Source organism: Aliirhizobium sp. YIM B11859 (assembly GCF_057163345.1).
This window is the reverse complement of record NZ_JBXHAY010000001.1, coordinates 525,431-546,449: the sequence shown is the minus strand read 5'-3', so window position 1 is coordinate 546,449 and position 21,019 is coordinate 525,431. Positions and strand designations below refer to the sequence as shown.

Sequence of the window (21,019 nt, the reverse complement as noted above, 5' to 3'; positions counted from 1 at the left end):
TATAAAGATCATGTTCAAGTCAATGAGGGCGGCGATGGAACTTTTCGCCCCACGTCGCCATTGCCTCATCGTGATGCGTTAGCAGGATGACTTTCATGTTGGAACAGGGTTTGAATACCGTCAATTTCGCAGGTCGCGCCGCGAATTCTTCGCAGTTCAAGACGCTTTATTCCGAAGGCATGTCGCTGGTGGAAGAAACTGCGACCTATCTCGATGGTACGGGCCGCGCCGCCTCGAAGGTTCTTCCGCGCATCGCATCGGTCCTCTATGCCGCAGAATCCATGCGTCTCACCACCCGCCTGATGCAGATGGCGTCCTGGCTGCTCCTGCAGCGCGCCGTCAACAATGGCGAGATGTCGCGTGATCAGGTTCTGGCTGAAAAGAACAAGGTTCGCCTCGACGGTTTCAACGTCGATCGCAATGCTCCAGGCTGGGCCGAACTTCCGGAAGGTTTTCGTGATCTGGTCGAACGTTCCCTGCGCCTGCAGAATCGCGTCGCCATTCTTGACCGCGAGATCTACCGCCCGTCGGATGCTGCAGCCGCTGCCGTGCCGGACAACGAGAACAGTGTCCGCGCCCAGTTCAACCTGCTGCAGACCGCATTCGGCAACTGATCAGCATTCAGGCAGACTTTCTGCATAATCGATTATTTCGGTGCGGCTCTTGAGCCGCACTTTTTCGTTCTGGAATTGCTCGAAAAGCCGCATATGGGTCTCGAAAGAGTTCCAGTTGTTAGTTCGCTGCCGATATTTGGAAACCCAGTCGATCAGCTCGGCAAAATTTTCGTCGCTCTCGTCCCGCTGCTTGCCGCGCGTTTTGATGTTGGCGATACATTCCGCTTCCGGCAGATCGAGAAACACAAGCATCGTCGCCCGCGGCAGCACGACGTCGATCAGCCAGCCATAGACGCCTTCGACGATCCACCTCCGGCCATGGGAGAGCTGCCGCATCTCTTCCGCAACGATGGCTTTGTCACGCGCCACACCGAACGGTCCAGGTTGCCAATAGACATCGTCGAGATGCACGGGAGCGCGATCGAGGCATAACGCAAGACGCTTCGCCAACCAGGTCTTGCCCGAACCGCCATTTCCCATGATCGCCACGCGGCGAAGGCTTTCCCTGTTGTCGGCCATGGTGGCTCTCCGCTACCGCACCATGATACAAAACGAAAAAAGCCCGGCTTGCGCCAGGCTTTTTTGGAATTCGACAGCGATCAGTATTAGAGGCCGAGGCCGCCGAAACGCTTGTTGAACTTGGAAACGCGACCACCACGGTCCATCAGCTGCTGGTTGCCGCCGGTCCATGCCGGATGCGACTTCGGGTCGATTTCGAGGTTCATGACTGCGCCTTCCGAACCCCAGGTCGAACGGGTTTCGTATTCGGTACCGTCGGTCATGACGACCTTGATCATGTGGTAAGCGGGATGAATTTCAGCCTTCATGTCGATATTCCTGCTCTGCGGGGTCTCCATGCCGCTGCCGCGATCACCGACCCTCTTTAATGAATGAAGCCGCAGACCAGCTCGGTCACGGCTTCCCAATTCGATGCGGAGCCTATACAGGAAGGTCGCGGCCAGCACAAGTACCCGCACGGGCCAAGATCAACAGGCCCAAACCGCGTTTTTGTCCGACGTCAATGGCGAATGGAAAAACGCTGCAATAGTGAAGTCTACGTATCGTGCGACACGACGATACGCCAGCAGGAGATTGCGTGGCAGACATGTCTGAGAACGAAAAGAAGAATCGCAGCCTTAAGCCTCTCGCCAGACTGGTGCCTTATCTTTCACGCTATCGAAGGCTCGTCGCGTCGGCCGTGTTCTTCTTGGTTCTCGCCGCAGCCACGACACTGGCGCTGCCGCTTGCCGTTCGCCGCATGGTCGATCATGGTTTTGCCTCCTCCGACGGCCACTTCATCAACAACTATTTCGGCATGCTTCTGGTCCTGGCCGTCCTTCTCGCGCTCGCCAGCGCCATGCGCTACTACTATGTCATCACCATCGGCGAACGCGTTGTGGCAGACCTGCGCAGCGAAGTCTTCGCCCATGTCACGCGTCTCTCCTCGGCCTTTTTCGATGTCAACCAGTCTGGCGAGATCGTCTCGCGCCTGACGGCGGACACGACCCAGATCAAGTCGGCCTTCGGATCGGCGGCCTCCCAGGCCCTGCGCAACACCATCCTCTGTCTCGGCGCCATGGGCATGATGATCTATACCAGCCCATGGCTCTCCGTCATGGTGCTTGGCGCCATTCCGGTCATCGTCTTCCCGATCGTTGGCTTCGGCCGCAATGTCCGCCGCCGTTCGCGCGCAGCGCAGGACATGCTGGCAGAAAGCTCCGCTTTTGCATCGGAAACCGTTGCCGCCGCCCGCACCGTCCAGGCTTTCGGCGCCGAACAGACCGCCAGCGACCGTTATGCGTATGCGGTCGAAAATGCCTATGACGCTGCCCGTAACGCGATCCGCTCCCGCGCTCTTCTGACCGGGTTTGCAATCCTCCTCGTCTTCGGTTCGATCGTCGGCGTTCTGTGGTACGGCGCCCAGAGTGTTCTCGCCGGCACCATGACCGCCGGCACGCTCGGCCAGTTCGTTCTCTATTCGGTCATCGCTGCAAGCTCGCTCGGCCAGCTCTCGGAAGTCTGGGGCGAACTTTCCGCCGCCGGTGGTGCAGCCGAGCGCCTGACCGAACTGCTCCACGAGATCCCGACCGTGCAGGATCCGGAAACACCTGTCGCCCTCCCCTCCCCGGCACGCGGCGAGGTCGAGTTCGACACAGTCTCCTTCGCCTATCCTGCCCGTGTTAGCGCCATCACGCTGAATGCCCTCTCCTTCAAGGTGAAAGCGGGCGAGACAGTCGCGATCGTCGGGCCGTCTGGTGCGGGCAAGAGCACCATATTTTCGCTGCTGATGCGCTTTTACGATCCCCAGAGCGGTGCCATCAACCTCGATGGTACCGATCTGCGCCAGGCTCGCCTCGAAGACATCCGCGCGCGCATGGCGATCGTGCCGCAGGACGTCACCATCTTTGCCGCCTCGATCCACGACAACATCGCCTTCGGCACACCCGGGGCGAGCCGCGAAGCCGTTCGCGAGGCAGCCATAGCGGCCCAGGCGGACGAGTTCATCACCAGGCTCGACCAGGGTTACGACACGATGGCCGGCGAACGCGGCATCACGCTGTCCGGTGGCCAGCGGCAGCGCATCGCGATCGCCCGCGCCATCCTCAAGGACGCTCCCGTCCTCCTTCTCGACGAAGCGACGTCGGCGCTCGATGCGGAAAGCGAAACTCTGGTTCAGCGCGCGCTCGACGGGCTGATGGAAAACCGCACCACGCTCGTGATTGCCCACAGGCTGGCGACGGTCCTCAAGGCCGACCGTATTCTCGTGCTGGATAACGGACGCATCGTCGAGGAAGGAACCCACCAGAACCTCGTCGGCAAGGGTGGACTTTATGCCAAGCTGGCTCGCCTGCAGTTCCATGAGCTGGAACCGCTGAGCGCTGCCGCTATCTGATCGCCATCAAGGGAAAGACCGGATGATTGTCGAACCGCTGGATCCGGATGCCCCCCTCGATACGTTATTGGATCAGGTCCAGCGCCAGACCTTTCTCTATTTCTGGGAAGGCGCTCACGCCGACAGCAAGCTGGTCTATGACAAACGCTGGGTGAACGGCGCGATCGCCACCAACATGATCTCGATCAGCGGTACCGGCTTTGGCATCATGGCGATCCTCGTGGCGGCCGAGCGCCGCTGGATCGAGCGATCCGAAGCGCTGGAGCGGTTGACCCTGATCGTCGAAAGGCTGGCACTTGCCACCCGTTATCATGGCGCCTTTCCCCACATGGTCGATGGTGCCACCAGTCAAACGGTCCAGTTCTCCCAATATGACGACGCCGGCGACCTCGTTGAAACCACCTTTCTCCTGCAGGGCCTGATCTGCGCCCGCGAATATTTCACCGGCGCGACGGGCCCCGAAGAGGCTCTCCGCGCGACCATCACCCGCCTGTTCGACGAGGTCGAATGGGACTGGTTCACCCGCGGCAAGAACGACGGCCCGCTTTATTGGCACTGGAGCCCGATCCATAACTGGACCATGAACCTGCCGATCCGCGGCTGGAATGAAGCGCTTTCCGCCTATATCCTGGGCGCCGGCTCTGATACCCATCCGATCAAACCCGAGAGCTACCATAAGGGATGGGCGGGCTCGGGCGCGATGAAGAATGGCGCGGCCTATCTCGGCACGGTCCTGCCGCTTGGCGAACCGTTGGGCGGGCCGCTTTTCCTGTCGCAATATTCTTTCTGTGCGCTTGATCCGCGCGGCCTCTCCGACCGTTACGCCGATTACTGGCAGCAGGCGGTGGCGCATACGAAGATCAACCGCGACTATTGCCTGACCGTGCCGACCTATGAGCAATACGGCGTCTGGGGCCTCACCGCCTCGGAAGCACCGAACGGTTATAATGCGAACTCGCCGACCTCTGATACCGGCGCCATTGCCCCGACGGCAGCTCTCTCGAGCTTCCCCTTCCTGCCGAAGGAAACCGAAGAGGCACTGCGCGCCATGCTGCGTTACGAGGACGGAAAGTTGTTCGGCTCGTTCGGCTTCGTCGATGCCTTTGCGCCCTCGACGGACTGGTTGGCACCCACCTACCTCTCGATCGACCAGGGTCCGATCGTCGCAATGATCGAGAACCACCGATCGGGCCTGTTATGGAGCCTGTTCATGAAGGCTCCGGAAGTTCGCCGCGGGCTGGACCGGCTGGGGTTCACTTCAGGCCATTACACCGCCTGAGAGCTTCAAACGGGCGTTCACTCGGCCCGTTCGAATACCCATTTCACCACATATTTGCCGTTCGGCTTCAGCTTGGTCTTGGTCCTCACCGTCACCGGGCCGCCGAGAGCGGCTTCCGCCTGGTCAAACATTTCCCGCGCCTCGGCCATGGCCTGATGATAGGTGCTGTTATCACGGCGAGGCGTATCTGCGACGGCCTTGATCAGGGCGTTGATATCGCGCTTATCGGAGAACATCGATCAGCGTTCCGTCAGCTTCAGTTCGATGCGGCGGTTCTGCGACTTCGCTTCCGGCGTATCGCCCGGTGCGATAGGCTGGAATTCGCCGAAGCCTGCAGCAACCAGCCGGTTGGCCGGCACACCCTTGGAGATCAGATATTTGACCACCGAGGTCGCACGGGCTGATGAAAGCTCCCAGTTGTCCCGGTAACGGCCCGAACCGGAAAGCGGCGAATTGTCGGTATGCCCGTCAACGCGCAGGACCCAGTTGATCTCGGCCGGAATTTCCTTGGCAAGGTCGAGCAGCGCTGCCGCAAGCTTGTCCATTTCGACGTGGCCGGCATCGTCCAGCTCGCTGCCACCCACAGGAAACAGCACTTCCGACTGGAAGACGAACCTGTCCCCGACGATACGGATATTCTGGCGATCGGAGAGAATTTCCCGCAAGCGGCCGAAAAAGTCCGAACGGTAACGGTTGAGTTCCTGCACCCGGGCGGCAAGCGCCACGTTGAGACGACGACCGAGATCGGAAATCTGCGCCTGCGAATTGGCATCCTTAGCTTCGGAAGCCTGCAGCGCCTGTTCGACGGCGGCGATCTGGGCCCTGAGTGCGGCGATCTGCTGGTTGAGCAGTTCTATCTGGCTCGCTGCGCGCTGGCTGATCTGCTGTTGCTGGTTGAGTTCGCTGCTCAGTTCGCCGACACGCGCATTGGCAGCGTCACTGGCCCCGGCGCCCTGGTTGAGAAGCTGCTGCAGGCGCGAGCGATCACCCTCCACCGCAGCCAGCGAGGACTGCAGATTGGCGAGCTGGTCCTCGAGATCCTGATTGCCGCTTTTTTCCAGAGCCAGCAGATTTGTCAGTTCGGCGATCTGGCTGTTCAGCCGGCTCAGCACCTCGTCGCGGCCGGTGATCTCACGACTGAGCAGAAACTGCGCCAGCACGAAAACCGTAAGCAGGAACATGATGGCCATGAGAAGCGTGGAGAGAGCGTCCACGAACCCCGGCCAGAAATCGACGCTGCGTTCGCGGCGGCGGTTCTTGGCGAGCGCCATCGCTTATTTCCCCCCGATCTTGTCGGAAAGCCGGTCAAGCGTCCGGCGCATGGCCTTTGATTCTTCCTGTTGGGCCTCAATCCAGTCGCGCAGCATCTGTTGCTCGTTGCGCATGTTCTTGACCAGACCCTGGATGCCCTCGGCAAGATTTGCCATCGCCGCCATGGAGCGCTCGTTATCGGCGCCGTCATGGGCAGCCTTCGACTGGGCGGCGGTAAGCTTGCGCAACTCCGCGGTCAGCGCCTTGATCTCGTCGGACGAGCCGTTTGCCGCTCCGTCAGAGATCGGCCCGTCGTAACCGACATCGGTGACGGAGGAGAGCCAGTTTTCCAGTTCGGTATAGAAACGGTTCTGCGCACGCCCAGCCTGCAGATCGAGGAAGCCGAGGATAAGCGAGCCGGAAAGACCGAGCAGCGAGGACGAGAACGCCGTCCCCATGCCGGCAAGCGGTTGCGCCAGACCGCTCTTGATCGCACCGAGGATGTCGTTCGACCCGTTGGAGGATGGATCAAGGGCACCGATGACGTCGCTGATCGAGCCGATCGTTTCGATCAGGCCCCAGAACGTGCCGAGCAGACCGAGAAAGACAAGAAGACCGATGAGATAACGCGAGGTATCGCGCGTTTCATCGAGCCGTGTGCCGATCGAATCGAGGATTGACCGATAGGCAACCGTCGACAGCGCCACCTTGCGCCGGCGCCCGATCAGCGTGCGCATCGGCGCAAGCAGCCGCGGTTCGCGCCCTACTTTATCGGCATTGCCGCCGGCGGCCCGGAAGGAATTGAACCAGCTTACCTCCCGCGCAAGGCTCAACACCTGGATGAAGACCAGCAGGATACCAATCGCCAGAACGCCGAGAATAAGTCCGTTCAGGCCGGGATTGGTCTGGAACGCATGCGCCGCCTGCCGGTAGAGAACCGAGGCGACGAACCCGACAAGGATAAGAAAGACAAGCATCGTCCAGAGGAAGGACGCTGGATTGGAGAGCTTGTGCTTATAACCACCGCGGCCCTGTTCCGACTCATCCAGATCATCCACCGTCGCATTCGACATAATACGCCTCGACTCCGCTAAGTTGAGGCGGAGGCTAGTGGAAAAATGCGACGAATTGAAGTGCGCAAACGTCGGAAAACAGTGCGCTATCGATTAGCGAATGCTGAATTCCCATCGAATTTTAGCGGGCCGGGACCGGGCGGTTGACGACTTCAACAAGCGCCTTCTGGATCAGTTCGTTACCGGCAATCACGTTGCGGCTTTCGAACATGTTGGTCGTGCCCTTCATGTCCGACACGAACCCGCCTGCTTCGCGGATCAGCACGAAACCGGCCGCCACGTCCCAGGGAGAAAGATCGGTTTCCCAAAAACCGTCGAGACGGCCTGCAGCCACATAGGCAAGATCGAGTGCCGCAGCCCCCATCCGGCGAACGCCGGCCACTTCGCCCATCACATGGCGCAGCTCGACGAGGAACTTGCCGTGATTGCCGCGACCGAGATGCGGCACGCCGCAACCGACGACACAGTCCGACAGCACGCGGCGGGCAGCCACGCGGATACGACGGTCGTTGAGGAACGCGCCACCGCCCTTTTCGGCGGTGTAGAGTTCATCGGTTGCCGGATTGAAGATCACGCCGGCAACGATCTCGTCATTGCGCTCCAGCGCAATCGAGACGGCGAACTGCGGAATGCCGTGCAGGAAGTTGGTCGTGCCGTCGAGCGGATCGACGATCCAGCGATGCGCGCCGTCGGTGCCCTTTTCCTCGCCGCCTTCTTCACCAAGGAAGCCATAGGTGGGGCGCGCCTTCAGCAGCTCGTCGCGAACGATCTTTTCAGCCTTCAGGTCCGCCTGGGATACGAAGTCGCTCGGCCCCTTGACGGAAACCTGCAGGTTCTGCACCTCACCGAAATCTCTGGTAAGCGATTTTCCTGCCTTCAAGGCAGCCTGCACCATGACATTGAGAAGTGCTGAACGGGCCATTTTCGGAATCCTTGAGCCCCGAAACCGGCTGACCGGGAGAGCGGGCTAGACTGATTTTATTGATTGGGCGGCTTCAAGACCACAGATTGTCGGTAAATTCAAGTCGTCAGGCCAACAGCTGGTGTTGTCATTCGCCGCACGGCCTGCGAAAGGAGAGAAAACTTATCCAGGAGACCATCATGTTGCGCATGCCCATTCCGTTTTTCATCAGTGTCGGCATGCTTATCACCATGACCTTTCTGTCTGTCGGCCTGTGGGCGGCGCTGCCGCCCGAAACCATGCTGCCGACCCATTTTGACCTGGCCGGCAACGCCAACAGTTTCGCCCATCCGGCGATGGCACTCTTCCTCCTGCCGGCAGCGATGCTGTTCGCCATCTGCGTTTTCGTCATCTCGCCGATGATCAAGCCGAAGGCACTCGACAGGCCTGGCCTCTACGCCGCCATCTGGCTGTTCGTCGTACTGGCCATGGCGCTTGGCCACGGCCTGATCATCCGCCAGGCGCTTTTCGCCCTCCAGCCCGCCTGACGCAGGCCTCAGTTCCGCCGGAACCTGTTGGCGGCGGCGATCGCCTGTTTCTGCTGGTCGTCGTTGATGCCGAGATAGAAGTCCTCAAGTCCGGCATCCTGCAGGCCTGCCCGCCGTGAAAGCACATACCACTTGGCTGCCTCGACCGGGTCGGGTCGCGTGCCGAGCGCATTGATATAGAGATAGGCGAGTTTGTTCTGTGCCACGACATTGCCGCGCAGGGCGGCAATCCTCAACCACTCGAAACCCTTGTCGTAATCGCGATCGCCGCCGACCCCGTTGACATACCAGATCCCCATATCGAGCTGAGCCGTGTCGTAACCGGCTTTGGCAGCGCGCTGGAGCCATTCCCGCGCCCGCGCCCGCTTTTGCGGTGAGACCGTCTTGAGGGTATTATAAAGCTGGGCAACGGCATATTGCGCATCGGCGACGCCCTGCAAGGCAGACTTCTCGTAGAATGGCAAAGCCAGTTCCAGGCCCCTGTCACCGGGATTTTCGGAGATCAGGATCTGGCCCCAATTGAACTGGGCTGCCGAATTTCCCGCCTCGGCAGCGCGGCGCATGTAATCATCGGCCTTTTTCTTGTCCACCGGCACGTCGCGGCCCCGCATCAGCAGAAGCGCGTATTCGAACATCGCCGCGGGATCGCCCCGCTCGGCTGCCTGCCCGTACCAGAAGGCCGCCGATCTGGCATCGCGTCCGATGCCGAGCCCCTTAGTCATCATTTCTGCGACAAGCGTCTGGGCGGAAGCATCCCCCTTCTGGGCCCGTTCGAGCGCCATTGCCAGCGCCGTCACATAAAGTCCGCGCTGGTAGGCGCCATAGGCATCATCGACCGGACCGTTATATGCCTTCTCCGGCGGCAGCGGCGGCAATGTCGCGTCCATGCGCTGGTAGAGCTCGACGCCACCGGAAGGCACGATCCCGTCCGGCTGTTCCTTCTGTTCCATCTTGCCCGCCCCCGGTTCGAGGGGACGCGTCACGACGCGGCTGGACTGGGCATAAGCCGGCGCCCCCGCGGCAACGACGCCGGCGGCAAGAATTGAGAAGATTGCGGCGATCGTCAGCGGTCGTGACGAAGGAATCGGGGTCGATGGCATGCGAACCATCAATCCCCAAACCGTGGCGCTTTTTCGTCCAGCAGAAGGTTGACGCTCGCGACCACCGCAGCGGCGCCTTCGGCGGCGTCGAAGACCGCAGCGCGGAGCGCAACGAATTCGGCACCGCTCTCGGCAGCAACAACCACCGATTCGGCATCATTGCCGCCCATCACGATACAGGGGATTTCAATCATCGATGCCCACCATTCGGCCAGCGCCACATTCTTGGGATGTGCTTCCGGCTTGATGTCACCGTCGAATCGGCCGAAGAAAATATAATCTGGGCGAACCTCGCCGATTTCGAGGGCCGCATGCCGTTCCGCCGCACCGCCGGCACCGACGATCAGCTTCGGCGAGAATTTCTCGATAGCCTCGCTCAATTCCTCGGTCGAGCCAGACAGATGAAGTCCATCCGCCTTGACGCGGCCGGCAACCCGGCTGTCGCCGGCAATGATTGCGGCGGCACCGGCCTCCTGGATGATCGACACCAGAGCTTCGGCCCGCTTCTGGAACGCCTGATCGTCGAGCGCATATTGCGGCAGGATCACGGAGGCGACGTCGCCGCCCGAAAGCGCCTCGCCAAGAAGCTTCGCCTGGTGGTCGGCATCGGCCTCATCCGGGACGATCAATACGAGGCGGCAGCGGTTTTCCGGTTCTGTCATGTTCTTTCCGATCATTTCCACCGTCTGGCGGTGCAGTACCGCATGGCACTTATCCGCTCTGGTTTTCTTGCGCCAATTCGATAAACCGGACGGATTGAAGGATCAACCACCTCCCGCGACGCTCACCGATGATAGACCTCCCCAGCCTTTCATTCTTTGCGGCCGCCGTTCCAGCCGTCATGCTGGTCGGCCTGTCGAAAGGCGGCATTGGCGGAGCGATCGGATTGCTCGGCGTACCATTGATGTCGATCGCCGTCGATCCGGTACAGGCGGCCGCGATCTTTCTGCCGATCCTCATTCTCATGGATATCGTCGCGCTCTGGTCCTGGCGCAAATATAACGAACCGAAGACATTGCTGATGATACTGCCGGGCGGCGTCATCGGCATAGCACTCGGCTGGGCGACTTCGGCCTATGTCTCAGACAACGCGTTGCGGCTGGTGATCGCCTCCGCCACCATTCTCTTCACGGTCCGCTATTTCTGGCAGGTCTACGGCCGGCGGGGCGCGATCACTGCGCCGCTTCCCCACCGGCCGGTGGCCGCAACGTTCTGGGGTGCATTGTCGGGTTATGCGAGCTTTGTTGCCCATGCGGGAGGCCCGCCATTCCAGATCTATGTCCTGCCGATGCAGCTCGATCCGAGAAAATATACGGGTGCCAGCATCCGTTTCTTCGCCATCGTCAACGCGGTGAAGGTGATCCCCTACTTTTTTCTCGGCGCGCTCGATGCAAAGAACATGACATTGTCGGCAACGCTGCTGCCTGTTGCGCTCGTCTCCACCATGCTGGGTGCCGCCATCGTCAAGCACCTCAAGGCGGAAACCTTCTATCCCATGACCTACGGATTGGCTTTTCTCGCCGGCCTCAAGCTGCTCTGGGATGGGCTCCCGTTTTGACCATCAGCAGGCCCAAGGGTGGAAATCTCGGTCCGTGAAATAGGCCCTGAAACGATTCTGGCCGTGGCCCACATGAACCACGACCAGAAAAGGTTGGATTTTTGGGCCGCCCTTGGATCTCTTCCAAAACACTGAGATCGGCGGCAGGCTCTATTAGCTGTGCTAGTGGCGCGTCGTCACCTTAAGCCGCTGCATCTGGTCTTTGATACGCAGCTTGCGGCGCTTCAGGTCCGCTATTTCCTGGTCGTCGGAAGAGGGAGACGAAAGAATCGTCTGGAGCTCTTCCTCAAGAGCGCCGTGCTTCTTTTCAAGCGATGCTATATGAGCCTGGATGGTCATGTGGCATGTCCTTCCTTATTGCCTGCTCCGGCCGTCCCATCGGCCAAAGCTTCAGGTTTACGAAGGAAGTGTGACACGATCCGAACCGTTTGTCGAAGGAGATTTCGTGGTTTCAAAGTGGCAAATTCATGACTTGAGCTAACTTCCAGTTAACGCGGTTTGGTGATAGGAGCTTGCGGATTAAGCCGGGCCGGGTCACAAGCCCGGATCGATATGGGGACTTGAAGACATGGCTGATCAGGAACAGGCGGATGTCCGGCTGGCGCTGGCAAAGTTCCGGCAGGAGCACGAGGATTACGACGCCGCGATCAACGCCATGATAAAGGTCGGCTGCGATGCGTTGCGCGTACAGCGCATGAAAAAGAAGAAGCTGGCCATCAAGGACAAGATGACCCAGCTCGAAGACCAGATCCTTCCCGACATCATCGCTTAGGAACGTCACCATGGCCGAGACACCGCCCGTCGCCATCATCATGGGTAGCCAGTCCGACTGGGAGACCATGAAGAACGCTGCCGAAACCCTCGATGCCCTCGAAATCGACTACGAGGCGCGCATCATTTCAGCACATCGGACGCCCGAACGACTGTTCAATTTCGCCAAGAGCGCACGCGATGCAGGTTTTCAGGTCATCATCGCCGGTGCCGGCGGGGCCGCCCACCTGCCCGGCATGGCCGCCTCTATGACGCCGCTGCCGGTCTTTGGTGTTCCCGTCCAGTCCAAGGCCCTGTCCGGCCAGGACAGCCTCCTGTCGATCGTCCAGATGCCGGCCGGCATCCCGGTCGGCACGCTTGCGATCGGCCGGGCTGGCGCGGTCAACGCCGCATTGCTGGCCGCCGCCGTCCTGGCGCTCTCGGACGAAGACATCGCCTACCGGCTGGACGAATGGCGCGCTCGCCAGAGCGAAGCGGTCGCCGAATACCCCATGGATGAAGCATGAGCATGCAGACGATCGGCATTATCGGCGGCGGCCAGCTTGGCCGCATGCTGGCCATGGCGGCAGCCAGGCTGAACCTGCGCACCATCATTCTCGAGCCGCAGGTCGATTGCCCGGCAGCCCAGGTCGCCAATCAGCAGATTACTGCGGCCTATGACGATCCCGCAGCACTCGCCGAACTGGCAAAGCTCTGCGACGTCGTCACCTATGAATTCGAGAACGTGCCGGTCTCCGCTGCCGAAACGCTCGAGCGTTCCGTGCCCGTCTACCCGCCGTCGAAGGCGCTGGAAGTCGCCCAGGACCGTCTGGTCGAAAAGCGCTTCCTCAACGATTGCGGCATCGAGACGGCCCGTTTCCACGCCGTCGACAGCCAGCAGGATCTGGAAACAGCACTTGCCGATTTCGGCGGCAAGGGCGTGCTGAAAACCCGCCGCCTCGGTTACGACGGCAAAGGACAGCATGTCTTCCGTTCGACCGGCGATTCGCCCGCAGGCATCTATGAGGCACTTGGCTCGGTTCCGCTGATTCTCGAAAGCTTCGTCCCCTTCGAGCGCGAGATGTCGATCATCGCCGCACGCGCCAAAGACGGCACGATCCGCTGCTACGATCCGGCGGAAAACATCCACCGCAACGGCATCCTGCACACATCCACCCTGCCCGCCAGCATTTCGGACCAGGCTGCGGCAACAGCCCTTGAGGCCGCCGAGAAGTTGCTTGCGGCGCTGGATTATGTCGGCGTCATCGGCATGGAATTCTTCGCCATGGCCGACGGCACGCTGATCGCCAACGAGATCGCCCCGCGCGTCCATAATTCCGGCCACTGGACGGAGGCTGCCTGCGTTGTCTCGCAATTCGAGCAGCATATGCGTGCGGTCGCCGGTTTCACACTCGGTGATCCGAACCGCCATTCCGACTGCGTGATGACCAACCTGATCGGTGACGACATTCTGGCGCTACCGGATTGGCTCGCCAGAAAGGACGTGCTCGTCCACCTCTACGGCAAGGCCGAAGCCCGTCCGGGCCGCAAAATGGGGCATGTCACCGAATTGAAGGGCCGTAAAACATCGTCATAAGGTTGACACGCAAGACGCCTCGGGTTATCTGCACCCCAACCTGAGGCGCGCCCCTTATCTCCTGACTAGGCGGCGCGCTTTCGATTGTTAGAGACAAGCGGCTCTATGAGCCCACAGACTGCTGGACCAGTACAATGAAGATCAAGAACTCGCTTAAGGCGCTGAAGGCTCGTCACCGCGATAACCGTCTGGTTCGCCGCAAGGGCCGCATTTACATCATCAACAAGCAGAACCCCCGCTTCAAGGCCCGCCAGGGCTGATTTGGAGCGCCGGCATTCGTCGGCGATCAAATTGTCGATAGCGCGACAATTCTGCTTTGACCTTTGGCGCATCCGGATTAGCTTATCCGGATGCGCTATTTGCTTTTAAGCACTCCGATTCTGATCCTGGCCGCCTTGGTTTCGGCAGCCTACGCACAGGCACCGCAGGACGCGCCGGCCGCGGCCCCGCAAGCATCGGCGACAGTGCCGACTGCCACAACCAATCCGACCACAAAGCCGATCGATGCGCTCTTCGACGCCCTGAAGCGCGAGCGCAACCCGGAAAAGGCCCGCGGCATCGCCAACCAGATCATTGCCGACATCAACGATTCGGACAGCGCGACGGTCAATTTGCTGATGCAATGGTCTGCCGATGCGATCAAGAAGAAGAACACCGCGGCGGCGCTCGATTTCCTCGATCGCGTGACACTGATCGATCCCGCCTATACCGAGGGCTGGAACAGACGCGCTACGCTGCATTACACGATGGGTGATACCCGCAAATCGATGGCCGACATTGCCGAGGTTCTGAAGCGCGAGCCCCGTCACTTCGGGGCGCTTGCCGGGATGGCGGGCATCCTGACGGAAGCCGGAGACGATCAGCTGGCGCTGAAGGCCTGGGAGCGATATCTGGAGGTCTATCCCGCCGATCGGGATGCACAGGAGGCGGTGAACAAGCTGTCCGAGAAGATCGCCGGCAGCCGCACTTGAGCTATTCCGCGGCCCTCCCTGCATGATCCCCGCACTGGCCTTTCTTGCAATCCTTGCAGCCGTTTTCGGTTTCACCGCGTGGCAGTCGGCACGGATCGAGCGGCGCTTTCCCAACCACGGCGAACTGACTGATATCGGCGGATACCGGATCAATGCGCTGCACCTGCCCGGACCGCCTTCACCGACACTCCCTCCGATCGTCTTCATCCATGGCGCCAGCGGTAACCTCCGCGACCAGGAAACAGCGTTCCGTAGCGCACTGGAAGGCCGCGCCGAACTTCTCTTCATCGACCGTCCCGGCCACGGTTATTCCGAGCGTGGCGGCCCGGAAAACGACTTTCCGGATGGACAGGCGGCGGCGATCGCAAGGCTGATGGAAATCAGGGGTATCGACCGCGCCATCATTGTCGGCCATTCCCTCGGCGGCGCGATTGCTGCAAGTTTTGCGGTCTTTCATCCGGAAAAGACCGCCGGCCTGCTGTTTCTGGCACCCGCAACCCATCCATGGCCAGGCGGCGTCGACTGGTACTATAATGTCGCGTCCACGCCCTATCTCGGCTGGTGGTTCACGCGCAGCTTGAGCCTGCCTGTTGGACTGGTTCTTATGAACGGCGCAACGAATGCCGTGTTCAGCCCCAACCAGCGCCGTGACCGGTATGTCCAGCAGGGCGCACCGGCACTGGTGCTGCGCCCGGACAACTTCCGCAACAATGCGGTCGACGTCGCCAGCCTCAACTCCTATGTTACCCGGATCGCCCCGCGCTATCGGGAAATCACCGCACCGACGGTCATCATCACCGGCGATAGCGACCCGATCGTTCTGCAGGAAATCCACTCGCAGGGGCTGGCCAGCGAGATAACAGGCTCGGAACTGGTGATGGTCCACCATCTCGGACACAAGCCGGACTACGTCGTCACCGACGTCGTCATAGCCGCCATCGAAAAGCTGTCCGGGCAGGATCGCGACCTGCAGTCCCTGGCCAGAAAGGCGGAAACCCGACTCACCCGCGCCGGCGTCCAGAACCCGCAGACGATCGGCATGGCCATCGATAACAACTGAACAGAGATCACCTCAAATCGGCGGCAGCCGGCGTTTTACCGATGTACCCTTGATGACCGCGGTACTTGTCACCGCATGCTCCGAAAGCTTTTCAAGCACATCGTCCATTTCCTCGATGGAGTGAACGACGAGACGGGCGAGAAACGGATCGTCGCCGGTTATCTTGTCGCATTCGATAAACTGCGGAGTGTCCTGGATAATCCGTTCGACGAGATGCAGCTTTCCCGGCAGCGGCCGGATGCGAACCATAGCCCGGATCTGATAACCGAGCGCGCGGCTACCAACCTCAAGCGTGAAGTTGCGGATAATACCATCTGCGATGAGCCGTTTGACGCGCTCGGCCACGCTTGGTGCCGACAGACCAACGGCCCGCGCCAGTTCCGACATGGGCAGACGCGCATCGTCATCGAGCAGCGTCAGCAGTCGTGCATCGACTGGATCCAACACCGCTTTTTCAGATCGAAGGGAATTACCTTTATCTACCTTCTTCATGTGGGGAAGAATGGCATAGCTGCCTGTGTTCATCCATAGAAATTACCGGCATCACCTTTCACATTACCTCCTCGTTTATTGGAGGTCTGTTTCCATGCTGATCGGCATTCTGGCGGGGCTTGTCACCTGTGCGCTTTGGGGCCTCACCTTCGTGGCACCCAAGGCGGTCGAACCATTCAGCACCATCGACCTCACGATTGCCCGCTACGGAATATTCGGCGCCGCGAGCCTCATCCTGATGCTGGATCAACGCTTTCGGCCGACCGGTTTCCCCAAGCGTCGCATCGCGCTCGGCCTGATGCTTGGCGGCCTTGGTTATGTCGGTTATTTTGTCTGCGCGGCCTATGCGGTGAAGCTGGCGGGGCCGGCCCTGCCGCCGATGATCATCGGCACGATGCCGCTGGTTACCGCGCTGATCGCCAACCGTGGCGAGAATGCCGCGCAATGGCGGATGCTGGCACTGCCGATGACATTGATCCTGGGCGGGCTGCTGTTGGTCAATGCCGAGGCCCTCGCCTCGTGCTCCACCGGCGGGCGATGGGATATTCCGGCAGGCGTTGTCGCCGCCATTCTGGCACTGGTAATCTGGGTCGCCTACGGGCTGGCGAATGCCCGTGTGATGCGGGGGGCCGATGCCCCGGACAGTCTCCGCTGGACAGGCCTGCAGGGCATTGGCGCAGCGTTTGGCGGCTTCTGCCTCCTGCCGCTTGCAAGCTTCGGCGAGACATCGCAGGGGACCGGAAGGTTTCTGGCCTGGGCACTCGTCATGGGGCTTGCCGGGTCATGGCTGGCCACATGGTTATGGGCCATCGCCTCACGCCGCCTGCCTTTGGCGCTTGCGGCGCAATTGATTGTCGCCGAGACGGTCTTCGGCCTGTTCTATGGCTTCCTCTATGACAGCCGATGGCCAGCCGTAGCGGAATGGTGCGGCTGCGCCCTGCAGATAGTCGGCGTCGGGCTCGGCATCAGGGCGTTCGTCGTGAACACCCCGACGGCAGGCCGTCACCAACGGCCACCTCATCCTGGGACGTAGAGGGCGGCTGGTTATAACTTCGGCGACTCCGGCCCGGCATGCCTGTAGACCAGATCATTCGGGTCATGCCGTTGCGCGGTTCCATCCGGCACGGCACCCAGCCGTTCAGCCAGGCGGCGGGAACTGCAATTGTCCCGGTGGATATAACTCACCAGCATCTTCAAACCCGCAACCTCAAATGCCCAGGTCTTCAGCGCCGCTGCCGCCTCCAGGGCATATCCCTTGCCCTCGAAACCGGCATAGAGCAGCCAACCCAATTCGTGCTCTGGAAAAAGCGGACCGGCATTGATACAGACCTGCCCGACGCAGGTTCCGCTTGTCAGCTCATCCACCATCAGCGAACCGTGCCCCATCAGCGGCCATTGCGCTACATCATGACAGAACAGCCCCCAGGCAGCAGCCTCGCCATAGGGACCCCCCATATGCACGGCCCGATCCGAGGCCATGAATGCGGCATAAGTCGGCCAGTCGCCGATGTGTGGAGAGCGCAGGCGAAGGCGTGCCGTTTCGATCACCGGCATGATTGCAGGGGAAAAATCGTTTGCCGACATCTTGCTTCTCCAAAGCAAAACGGCCGGATTGCTCCGGCCGTTCGCGATATTTTAGTGATCAGAGATCAGGTACCGGATACGCCGTCAGCGCCGATATAGGCGATGCGCAGCATGTTGGTGGAGCCCGGCGTACCGAGCGGCACACCGGCCGAGATGATGATCCGGTCGCCCGGCTTGCCCAACTCCTCGCGTGCGGTGATGCGGCAGGCGCGGTTCACCATGTCGTCGAGATCGGTTGCGTCATGGGTGACGACGCAGTGCAGGCCCCAGCAGACAGCAAGCCGGCGAGCCGTCTTGACATTGGGGGACAGCGCCAGGATCGGCACATTTGGACGCTCACGCGAGGCGCGCAGGCCGGTCGTGCCCGACGAGGTATAGGTCACGATCGCGGCAAGCTTCAGCGTTTCGGCAATCTGGCGGGCTGCGAGCGAAATCGCGTCCGCACCGGTTGCTTCCGGCGTGGCGCGCTGCGCGTAGATGATGCTGGGGTAAAGCGGGTCCTGCTCCACCTGATGTGCGATCGACGCCATCATCGATACCGATTCGACCGGATACTGGCCGGATGCGGACTCAGCGGACAGCATGATCGCATCGGCGCCTTCGAAGACGGCGATAGACACGTCGGAGACTTCGGCGCGGGTCGGAACCGGAGCGGTGATCATCGATTCCAGCATCTGGGTGGCAACCACGACCGGCTTGCCTGCACGGCGGCAGGCGCGGGTCAGCTGCTTCTGGATGCCGGGCACCATCTCGATCGGCATTTCCACGCCAAGGTCGCCACGGGCCACCATCACGGCATCGGAAAGCTCGATGATTTCGTCGATACGCTCAAGCGCCTGCGGCTTTTCGATCTTCGACATGATGCCGACGCGACCGCGCGCGATCTTGCGCACTTCCGCCAGATCTTCCGGGCGCTGCACGAAGGACAGCGCGACCCAGTCGGCATCTTCCGTTGCGAGAACCGCGTCGAGATCGGCGCGGTCCTTGTCGGTCAGGACGCCGGCAGTGAGCAGGGTATCGGGCAGGCTGACGCCCTTGCGGTCGGAAATGCTGGTACCGGCAACAACGGTGCAGACGATCCTCTTGCCATCGGATTCCACAGCCTTCAGCGCCAGCTTGCCGTCGTCGATCAACAGACGGTCGCCGGCCTTGACGGCTTCGAGGATTTCCGGATGCGGAAGATAGACGCGGTTTTCGTCACCCGGCGCTTCGTTATTGTCGAGCGTGAATGTCTGGCCCGGCGTCAGGGTCACTTTCGTGTTGGCGAACTTGCCAACCCGAAGCTTCGGCCCCTGCAGGTCACAGAGAATACCGATCGGTCTGCCGGACTTTTTCTCAACAGAGCGGATGCGCTCGATCAACGTGCGCATCATATCATGGCTTGCATGGCTCATGTTGATGCGGAACAGGTCTGCCCCGGCCTCGTGCAGCTTCTGGATCATCTCCTCTTCGGAGGAAGCCGGACCGAGCGTGGCAAGGATCTTTACTTTGCGGTTACGCCTCATCAATTTTGGCCTTCTTGCGTACCGGGCGTGTCCGAAAGCTGGACCATCCAGCTTCCCTGACGACCCGTATCATACTCTTTGAAACCCATGCGCTGGTAGCTACGGGCGAAACAATCATTGACGCCGACGATTTTAAATTCGTTCTCGGCGACGCACATATTGATATTGCCGGTCCACCGCCCTCCACGGGCAGAGTCCTCGGCATAAAGATAATAATAACGTGACTTCAGTTCCCCTTCGATCAGCGTCGCGCAGGTGGAGGCAGGAACCTGCCACCATCCTTCGGTATTCCAACCATCCTGGGCACGATAACCGATGGCCACGCCGACGAGATTCTGCGTGCCATTACAGACGCGGAAATCGGCATGGGCCGGAGAAGCCATGAGAAGCGGGCCGCCAGCACATAAAGCAAAAGCACCCGCCGGAACGGAAAGCAGCGAACGGAGATAAATTTTAATGGATTTTATCGGCACGGTTTCCGTCAGGACTCCATGGTTATCGTGGAGGCACTTTCTCGCGCGCAACGGGCAGAAAGTCAACGAAGCTGTAGTTGATTGCGGCGCCCTGCCGCTACGCCTGCTCGAAATAGTTCTATATCCTTGTCCGGCCTTGCTTATTGCCAGTTCCCAGCGTCTTATCTTGCACCGGACCATCCACCTTACGATCACCAAAGTCACAAAATAATCGTTTGAAATGAACTTAAGCATGCAGGAATTCCAACCTTTCGAGATCATAGAAGGCGACTATGACAAAGGCATGGTGCTCGTCGCAGACCACGCGATGAACCGCCTTCCGCCCCGATATGGCAGCCTTGGGCTCGCCGACAGTGCCTTCCTCCGCCACATCGCCTTCGACATCGGCGTCGAAGGCCTCACACGAAGATTGGCGGCCATGCTTGGCGTTCCAGCCGTGCTCGGCTGCTTCTCGCGCCTGCTGATCGATCCGAACCGCGGTGAGGACGACCCGACGCTGGTCATGAAGATCTCAGACGGTGCGATCATTCCCGGCAATCACCCGATCACCGATGAGGAATGGCAGTTCCGGCTGGACACTTACCACCGCCCCTATCACAAGGCCGTGGAACGGACGATAGCAGAGACGGCGGCAGCCTCCGGCAAAGCGCCGCTTGTCCTCTCGCTGCATTCATTCACGCCCTTCTGGAAAGATTTTGCCCGCCCCTGGCATGCAGCCGTCCTGTGGGACAGCGACGACCGGGCAGTGATACCCTTCCTCTCAATGCTACGGGAGCCTGGCGATATCGTTGTCGGCGACAACGAGCCCTATGACGGCGCCTTGAAGGGCGACACGATGTATCGCCATTGCATGCTGCCGGGCATTCCCCATGCCCTTCTCGAGGTCCGCCAGGACCTGATCGGCGACGACGCGGGCATGGATGAATGGGCACAAAGACTGGCACCGATCTTCACCTCGCTGAGTGCCGACCCCACATTGCACGACTATAGGATATTTCCATCGCGAACCGGCCCTTATCCGGCAGGTTCGCAATGAACGGGAAAGGCACCCATGACCGAGCTCACCAAACAGCAGCAGATGGAATTCGAGGCCGCCGCTTTCCGCCGCCTTGTCGGGCATCTGCGCGAACGCAGCGACGTGCAGAATATCGACATGATGAATCTCGCAGGCTTCTGCCGCAACTGCCTGTCGAACTGGTACCGGGACGCAGCGGTCGACGCCGGAATCGACCTGTCCAAGGATGCCTCGCGCGAAATCGTCTACGGCATGTCTTATGAGGACTGGAAGGAGCTTCACCAGAAGGAGGCGACCGACACTCAAAAAACCGCATTCGAGACGAACAAGCCTGCCCATCAATGATGCAGGCCTG

Annotated in this window: 27 protein-coding genes; 14 read left to right on the top strand and 13 right to left on the bottom strand. The window is 60.5% G+C overall.

Annotated elements, in window-relative coordinates; all coding sequences use genetic code 11:
• The first annotated feature begins 95 nt into the window (after positions 1 to 95).
• Positions 96 to 614, top strand: a complete 519-nt coding sequence (gene rcdA / locus AC2GXZ_RS02425; RefSeq protein ID WP_483757525.1) for a protease adaptor protein RcdA — start codon at positions 96 to 98, stop codon at positions 612 to 614.
• Here rcdA and AC2GXZ_RS02420 read toward each other — a convergent pair whose 3' ends face one another.
• A complete protein-coding gene (locus AC2GXZ_RS02420; RefSeq protein WP_483757524.1) occupies positions 615 to 1,133 on the bottom strand; it encodes a P-loop NTPase family protein in 519 nt (172 codons plus the stop codon).
• 86 nt (positions 1,134 to 1,219) lie between these two features.
• The gene (gene rpmE, locus AC2GXZ_RS02415) at positions 1,220 to 1,441 is read right to left on the bottom strand and encodes a 50S ribosomal protein L31 (RefSeq protein WP_483757523.1); all 222 of its coding nucleotides are present in this window, start codon (positions 1,439 to 1,441) and stop codon (positions 1,220 to 1,222) included.
• A 278-nt stretch (positions 1,442 to 1,719) separates the two neighbouring features.
• Here rpmE and AC2GXZ_RS02410 point away from each other — a divergent pair, with 278 nt between their 5' ends.
• Both AC2GXZ_RS02410 and AC2GXZ_RS02405 read left to right on the top strand, forming a co-directional pair.
• Positions 1,720 to 3,507 carry an ABC transporter transmembrane domain-containing protein gene (locus tag AC2GXZ_RS02410; RefSeq protein WP_483757522.1) on the top strand — a complete coding sequence of 596 codons (1,788 nt, stop codon included), beginning with the start codon at positions 1,720 to 1,722 and terminating at the stop codon, positions 3,505 to 3,507.
• Positions 3,508 to 3,529: 22 nt separating this feature from the next.
• Entirely contained in the window at positions 3,530 to 4,786 is a 1,257-nt protein-coding gene (locus AC2GXZ_RS02405; RefSeq protein ID WP_483757521.1) for a glucoamylase family protein, read from the top strand.
• Between the two features lie 17 nt (positions 4,787 to 4,803).
• Here the strand turns inward: AC2GXZ_RS02405 and AC2GXZ_RS02400 are convergent, their stop codons facing one another.
• The 4 genes from AC2GXZ_RS02400 to AC2GXZ_RS02385 form a co-directional block, all read right to left on the bottom strand.
• The gene (locus tag AC2GXZ_RS02400; RefSeq protein ID WP_483757520.1) at positions 4,804 to 5,022 is read right to left on the bottom strand and encodes a hypothetical protein; all 219 of its coding nucleotides are present in this window, start codon (positions 5,020 to 5,022) and stop codon (positions 4,804 to 4,806) included.
• A gap of 3 nt (positions 5,023 to 5,025) precedes the next feature.
• Complete coding sequence (locus AC2GXZ_RS02395) at positions 5,026 to 6,057, bottom strand: peptidoglycan -binding protein (RefSeq protein ID WP_483757519.1); 1,032 nt, start codon at positions 6,055 to 6,057, stop codon at positions 5,026 to 5,028.
• Between the two features lie 3 nt (positions 6,058 to 6,060).
• Complete coding sequence (locus tag AC2GXZ_RS02390) at positions 6,061 to 7,110, bottom strand: flagellar motor protein MotA (RefSeq protein ID WP_483757518.1); 1,050 nt, start codon at positions 7,108 to 7,110, stop codon at positions 6,061 to 6,063.
• Positions 7,111 to 7,231: 121 nt separating this feature from the next.
• Positions 7,232 to 8,032 carry an inositol monophosphatase family protein gene (locus tag AC2GXZ_RS02385; RefSeq protein WP_483757517.1) on the bottom strand — a complete coding sequence of 267 codons (801 nt, stop codon included), beginning with the start codon at positions 8,030 to 8,032 and terminating at the stop codon, positions 7,232 to 7,234.
• A gap of 179 nt (positions 8,033 to 8,211) precedes the next feature.
• Here AC2GXZ_RS02385 and AC2GXZ_RS02380 point away from each other — a divergent pair, with 179 nt between their 5' ends.
• On the top strand, positions 8,212 to 8,559 hold the full coding sequence (locus tag AC2GXZ_RS02380; protein WP_483757516.1) for a DUF1648 domain-containing protein: 348 nt from the start codon (positions 8,212 to 8,214) through the stop codon (positions 8,557 to 8,559).
• An 8-nt stretch (positions 8,560 to 8,567) separates the two neighbouring features.
• Here AC2GXZ_RS02380 and AC2GXZ_RS02375 read toward each other — a convergent pair whose 3' ends face one another.
• On the bottom strand, positions 8,568 to 9,659 hold the full coding sequence (locus tag AC2GXZ_RS02375) for a tetratricopeptide repeat protein (protein ID WP_483757515.1): 1,092 nt from the start codon (positions 9,657 to 9,659) through the stop codon (positions 8,568 to 8,570).
• Between the two features lie 8 nt (positions 9,660 to 9,667).
• Positions 9,668 to 10,321 (bottom strand): thiamine phosphate synthase, encoded by a 654-nt coding sequence (locus tag AC2GXZ_RS02370; RefSeq protein WP_483757514.1) that lies wholly within the window; start codon positions 10,319 to 10,321, stop codon positions 9,668 to 9,670.
• Positions 10,322 to 10,449: 128 nt separating this feature from the next.
• On the opposite strand from AC2GXZ_RS02370, the gene AC2GXZ_RS02365 reads away from it, so the two are divergent.
• Positions 10,450 to 11,217 carry a sulfite exporter TauE/SafE family protein gene (locus AC2GXZ_RS02365; RefSeq protein WP_483757513.1) on the top strand — a complete coding sequence of 256 codons (768 nt, stop codon included), beginning with the start codon at positions 10,450 to 10,452 and terminating at the stop codon, positions 11,215 to 11,217.
• A 162-nt stretch (positions 11,218 to 11,379) separates the two neighbouring features.
• Here the strand turns inward: AC2GXZ_RS02365 and AC2GXZ_RS02360 are convergent, their stop codons facing one another.
• Positions 11,380 to 11,556 (bottom strand): YdcH family protein, encoded by a 177-nt coding sequence (locus tag AC2GXZ_RS02360; protein ID WP_483757512.1) that lies wholly within the window; start codon positions 11,554 to 11,556, stop codon positions 11,380 to 11,382.
• 229 nt (positions 11,557 to 11,785) lie between these two features.
• On the opposite strand from AC2GXZ_RS02360, the gene AC2GXZ_RS02355 reads away from it, so the two are divergent.
• From AC2GXZ_RS02355 to AC2GXZ_RS02330, 6 genes are all read left to right on the top strand, one after another.
• Positions 11,786 to 11,989: a YdcH family protein gene (locus tag AC2GXZ_RS02355; protein ID WP_483757511.1), complete on the top strand. Its 204-nt coding sequence runs from the start codon at positions 11,786 to 11,788 to the stop codon at positions 11,987 to 11,989.
• A gap of 10 nt (positions 11,990 to 11,999) precedes the next feature.
• Complete coding sequence (gene purE, locus AC2GXZ_RS02350; protein ID WP_483757510.1) at positions 12,000 to 12,494, top strand: 5-(carboxyamino)imidazole ribonucleotide mutase; 495 nt, start codon at positions 12,000 to 12,002, stop codon at positions 12,492 to 12,494.
• The gene (locus AC2GXZ_RS02345) at positions 12,491 to 13,564 is read left to right on the top strand and encodes a 5-(carboxyamino)imidazole ribonucleotide synthase (protein ID WP_483757509.1); all 1,074 of its coding nucleotides are present in this window, start codon (positions 12,491 to 12,493) and stop codon (positions 13,562 to 13,564) included. Before purE ends, AC2GXZ_RS02345 begins: the two co-directional genes overlap by 4 nt.
• Positions 13,565 to 13,698: 134 nt before the next feature.
• Positions 13,699 to 13,824, top strand: a complete 126-nt coding sequence (gene ykgO, locus AC2GXZ_RS02340; RefSeq protein WP_006726873.1) for a type B 50S ribosomal protein L36 — start codon at positions 13,699 to 13,701, stop codon at positions 13,822 to 13,824.
• Positions 13,825 to 13,914: 90 nt separating this feature from the next.
• The gene (locus AC2GXZ_RS02335) at positions 13,915 to 14,535 is read left to right on the top strand and encodes a tetratricopeptide repeat protein (RefSeq protein WP_483757508.1); all 621 of its coding nucleotides are present in this window, start codon (positions 13,915 to 13,917) and stop codon (positions 14,533 to 14,535) included.
• Between the two features lie 22 nt (positions 14,536 to 14,557).
• Positions 14,558 to 15,595 carry an alpha/beta fold hydrolase gene (locus tag AC2GXZ_RS02330; RefSeq protein WP_483757507.1) on the top strand — a complete coding sequence of 346 codons (1,038 nt, stop codon included), beginning with the start codon at positions 14,558 to 14,560 and terminating at the stop codon, positions 15,593 to 15,595.
• 12 nt (positions 15,596 to 15,607) lie between these two features.
• On the opposite strand, the gene AC2GXZ_RS02325 is transcribed toward AC2GXZ_RS02330, so the two are convergent.
• Positions 15,608 to 16,087 (bottom strand): Lrp/AsnC family transcriptional regulator, encoded by a 480-nt coding sequence (locus AC2GXZ_RS02325; RefSeq protein ID WP_483758242.1) that lies wholly within the window; start codon positions 16,085 to 16,087, stop codon positions 15,608 to 15,610.
• Between the two features lie 94 nt (positions 16,088 to 16,181).
• Here AC2GXZ_RS02325 and AC2GXZ_RS02320 point away from each other — a divergent pair, with 94 nt between their 5' ends.
• Complete coding sequence (locus tag AC2GXZ_RS02320) at positions 16,182 to 17,120, top strand: DMT family transporter (protein ID WP_483757506.1); 939 nt, start codon at positions 16,182 to 16,184, stop codon at positions 17,118 to 17,120.
• Between the two features lie 11 nt (positions 17,121 to 17,131).
• Here AC2GXZ_RS02320 and AC2GXZ_RS02315 read toward each other — a convergent pair whose 3' ends face one another.
• From AC2GXZ_RS02315 to AC2GXZ_RS02305, 3 genes are all read right to left on the bottom strand, one after another.
• Entirely contained in the window at positions 17,132 to 17,671 is a 540-nt protein-coding gene (locus tag AC2GXZ_RS02315; protein WP_483757505.1) for a GNAT family N-acetyltransferase, read from the bottom strand.
• Positions 17,672 to 17,736: 65 nt separating this feature from the next.
• Entirely contained in the window at positions 17,737 to 19,176 is a 1,440-nt protein-coding gene (gene pyk / locus AC2GXZ_RS02310) for a pyruvate kinase (protein WP_483757504.1), read from the bottom strand.
• Positions 19,176 to 19,559, bottom strand: a complete 384-nt coding sequence (locus AC2GXZ_RS02305; protein ID WP_483758241.1) for a DUF1036 domain-containing protein — start codon at positions 19,557 to 19,559, stop codon at positions 19,176 to 19,178. Before AC2GXZ_RS02305 ends, pyk begins: the two co-directional genes overlap by 1 nt.
• A 322-nt stretch (positions 19,560 to 19,881) precedes the next feature.
• Here AC2GXZ_RS02305 and AC2GXZ_RS02300 point away from each other — a divergent pair, with 322 nt between their 5' ends.
• Both AC2GXZ_RS02300 and AC2GXZ_RS02295 read left to right on the top strand, forming a co-directional pair.
• The gene (locus AC2GXZ_RS02300; RefSeq protein WP_483757503.1) at positions 19,882 to 20,685 is read left to right on the top strand and encodes an N-formylglutamate amidohydrolase; all 804 of its coding nucleotides are present in this window, start codon (positions 19,882 to 19,884) and stop codon (positions 20,683 to 20,685) included.
• A 15-nt stretch (positions 20,686 to 20,700) separates the two neighbouring features.
• Positions 20,701 to 21,009: a DUF1244 domain-containing protein gene (locus AC2GXZ_RS02295; protein WP_483757502.1), complete on the top strand. Its 309-nt coding sequence runs from the start codon at positions 20,701 to 20,703 to the stop codon at positions 21,007 to 21,009.
• The last annotated feature ends 10 nt before the right edge of the window (positions 21,010 to 21,019 follow it).

Coding starts and splice junctions, on each gene's coding strand:
- rcdA (WP_483757525.1), top strand. CDS start 96: ATGTTGGAACAGGGTTTGAATACCGTCAATTTCGCAGGTCGCGCCGCG.
- AC2GXZ_RS02420 (WP_483757524.1), bottom strand. CDS start 1,133: ATGGCCGACAACAGGGAAAGCCTTCGCCGCGTGGCGATCATGGGAAAT.
- rpmE (WP_483757523.1), bottom strand. CDS start 1,441: ATGAAGGCTGAAATTCATCCCGCTTACCACATGATCAAGGTCGTCATG.
- AC2GXZ_RS02410 (WP_483757522.1), top strand. CDS start 1,720: ATGTCTGAGAACGAAAAGAAGAATCGCAGCCTTAAGCCTCTCGCCAGA.
- AC2GXZ_RS02405 (WP_483757521.1), top strand. CDS start 3,530: ATGATTGTCGAACCGCTGGATCCGGATGCCCCCCTCGATACGTTATTG.
- AC2GXZ_RS02400 (WP_483757520.1), bottom strand. CDS start 5,022: ATGTTCTCCGATAAGCGCGATATCAACGCCCTGATCAAGGCCGTCGCA.
- AC2GXZ_RS02395 (WP_483757519.1), bottom strand. CDS start 6,057: ATGGCGCTCGCCAAGAACCGCCGCCGCGAACGCAGCGTCGATTTCTGG.
- AC2GXZ_RS02390 (WP_483757518.1), bottom strand. CDS start 7,110: ATGTCGAATGCGACGGTGGATGATCTGGATGAGTCGGAACAGGGCCGC.
- AC2GXZ_RS02385 (WP_483757517.1), bottom strand. CDS start 8,032: ATGGCCCGTTCAGCACTTCTCAATGTCATGGTGCAGGCTGCCTTGAAG.
- AC2GXZ_RS02380 (WP_483757516.1), top strand. CDS start 8,212: ATGTTGCGCATGCCCATTCCGTTTTTCATCAGTGTCGGCATGCTTATC.
- AC2GXZ_RS02375 (WP_483757515.1), bottom strand. CDS start 9,659: ATGCCATCGACCCCGATTCCTTCGTCACGACCGCTGACGATCGCCGCA.
- AC2GXZ_RS02370 (WP_483757514.1), bottom strand. CDS start 10,321: ATGACAGAACCGGAAAACCGCTGCCGCCTCGTATTGATCGTCCCGGAT.
- AC2GXZ_RS02365 (WP_483757513.1), top strand. CDS start 10,450: ATGATAGACCTCCCCAGCCTTTCATTCTTTGCGGCCGCCGTTCCAGCC.
- AC2GXZ_RS02360 (WP_483757512.1), bottom strand. CDS start 11,556: ATGACCATCCAGGCTCATATAGCATCGCTTGAAAAGAAGCACGGCGCT.
- AC2GXZ_RS02355 (WP_483757511.1), top strand. CDS start 11,786: ATGGCTGATCAGGAACAGGCGGATGTCCGGCTGGCGCTGGCAAAGTTC.
- purE (WP_483757510.1), top strand. CDS start 12,000: ATGGCCGAGACACCGCCCGTCGCCATCATCATGGGTAGCCAGTCCGAC.
- AC2GXZ_RS02345 (WP_483757509.1), top strand. CDS start 12,491: ATGAGCATGCAGACGATCGGCATTATCGGCGGCGGCCAGCTTGGCCGC.
- ykgO (WP_006726873.1), top strand. CDS start 13,699: ATGAAGATCAAGAACTCGCTTAAGGCGCTGAAGGCTCGTCACCGCGAT.
- AC2GXZ_RS02335 (WP_483757508.1), top strand. CDS start 13,915: ATGCGCTATTTGCTTTTAAGCACTCCGATTCTGATCCTGGCCGCCTTG.
- AC2GXZ_RS02330 (WP_483757507.1), top strand. CDS start 14,558: ATGATCCCCGCACTGGCCTTTCTTGCAATCCTTGCAGCCGTTTTCGGT.
- AC2GXZ_RS02325 (WP_483758242.1), bottom strand. CDS start 16,087: ATGAAGAAGGTAGATAAAGGTAATTCCCTTCGATCTGAAAAAGCGGTG.
- AC2GXZ_RS02320 (WP_483757506.1), top strand. CDS start 16,182: ATGCTGATCGGCATTCTGGCGGGGCTTGTCACCTGTGCGCTTTGGGGC.
- AC2GXZ_RS02315 (WP_483757505.1), bottom strand. CDS start 17,671: ATGTCGGCAAACGATTTTTCCCCTGCAATCATGCCGGTGATCGAAACG.
- pyk (WP_483757504.1), bottom strand. CDS start 19,176: ATGAGGCGTAACCGCAAAGTAAAGATCCTTGCCACGCTCGGTCCGGCT.
- AC2GXZ_RS02305 (WP_483758241.1), bottom strand. CDS start 19,559: ATGGCTTCTCCGGCCCATGCCGATTTCCGCGTCTGTAATGGCACGCAG.
- AC2GXZ_RS02300 (WP_483757503.1), top strand. CDS start 19,882: ATGCAGGAATTCCAACCTTTCGAGATCATAGAAGGCGACTATGACAAA.
- AC2GXZ_RS02295 (WP_483757502.1), top strand. CDS start 20,701: ATGACCGAGCTCACCAAACAGCAGCAGATGGAATTCGAGGCCGCCGCT.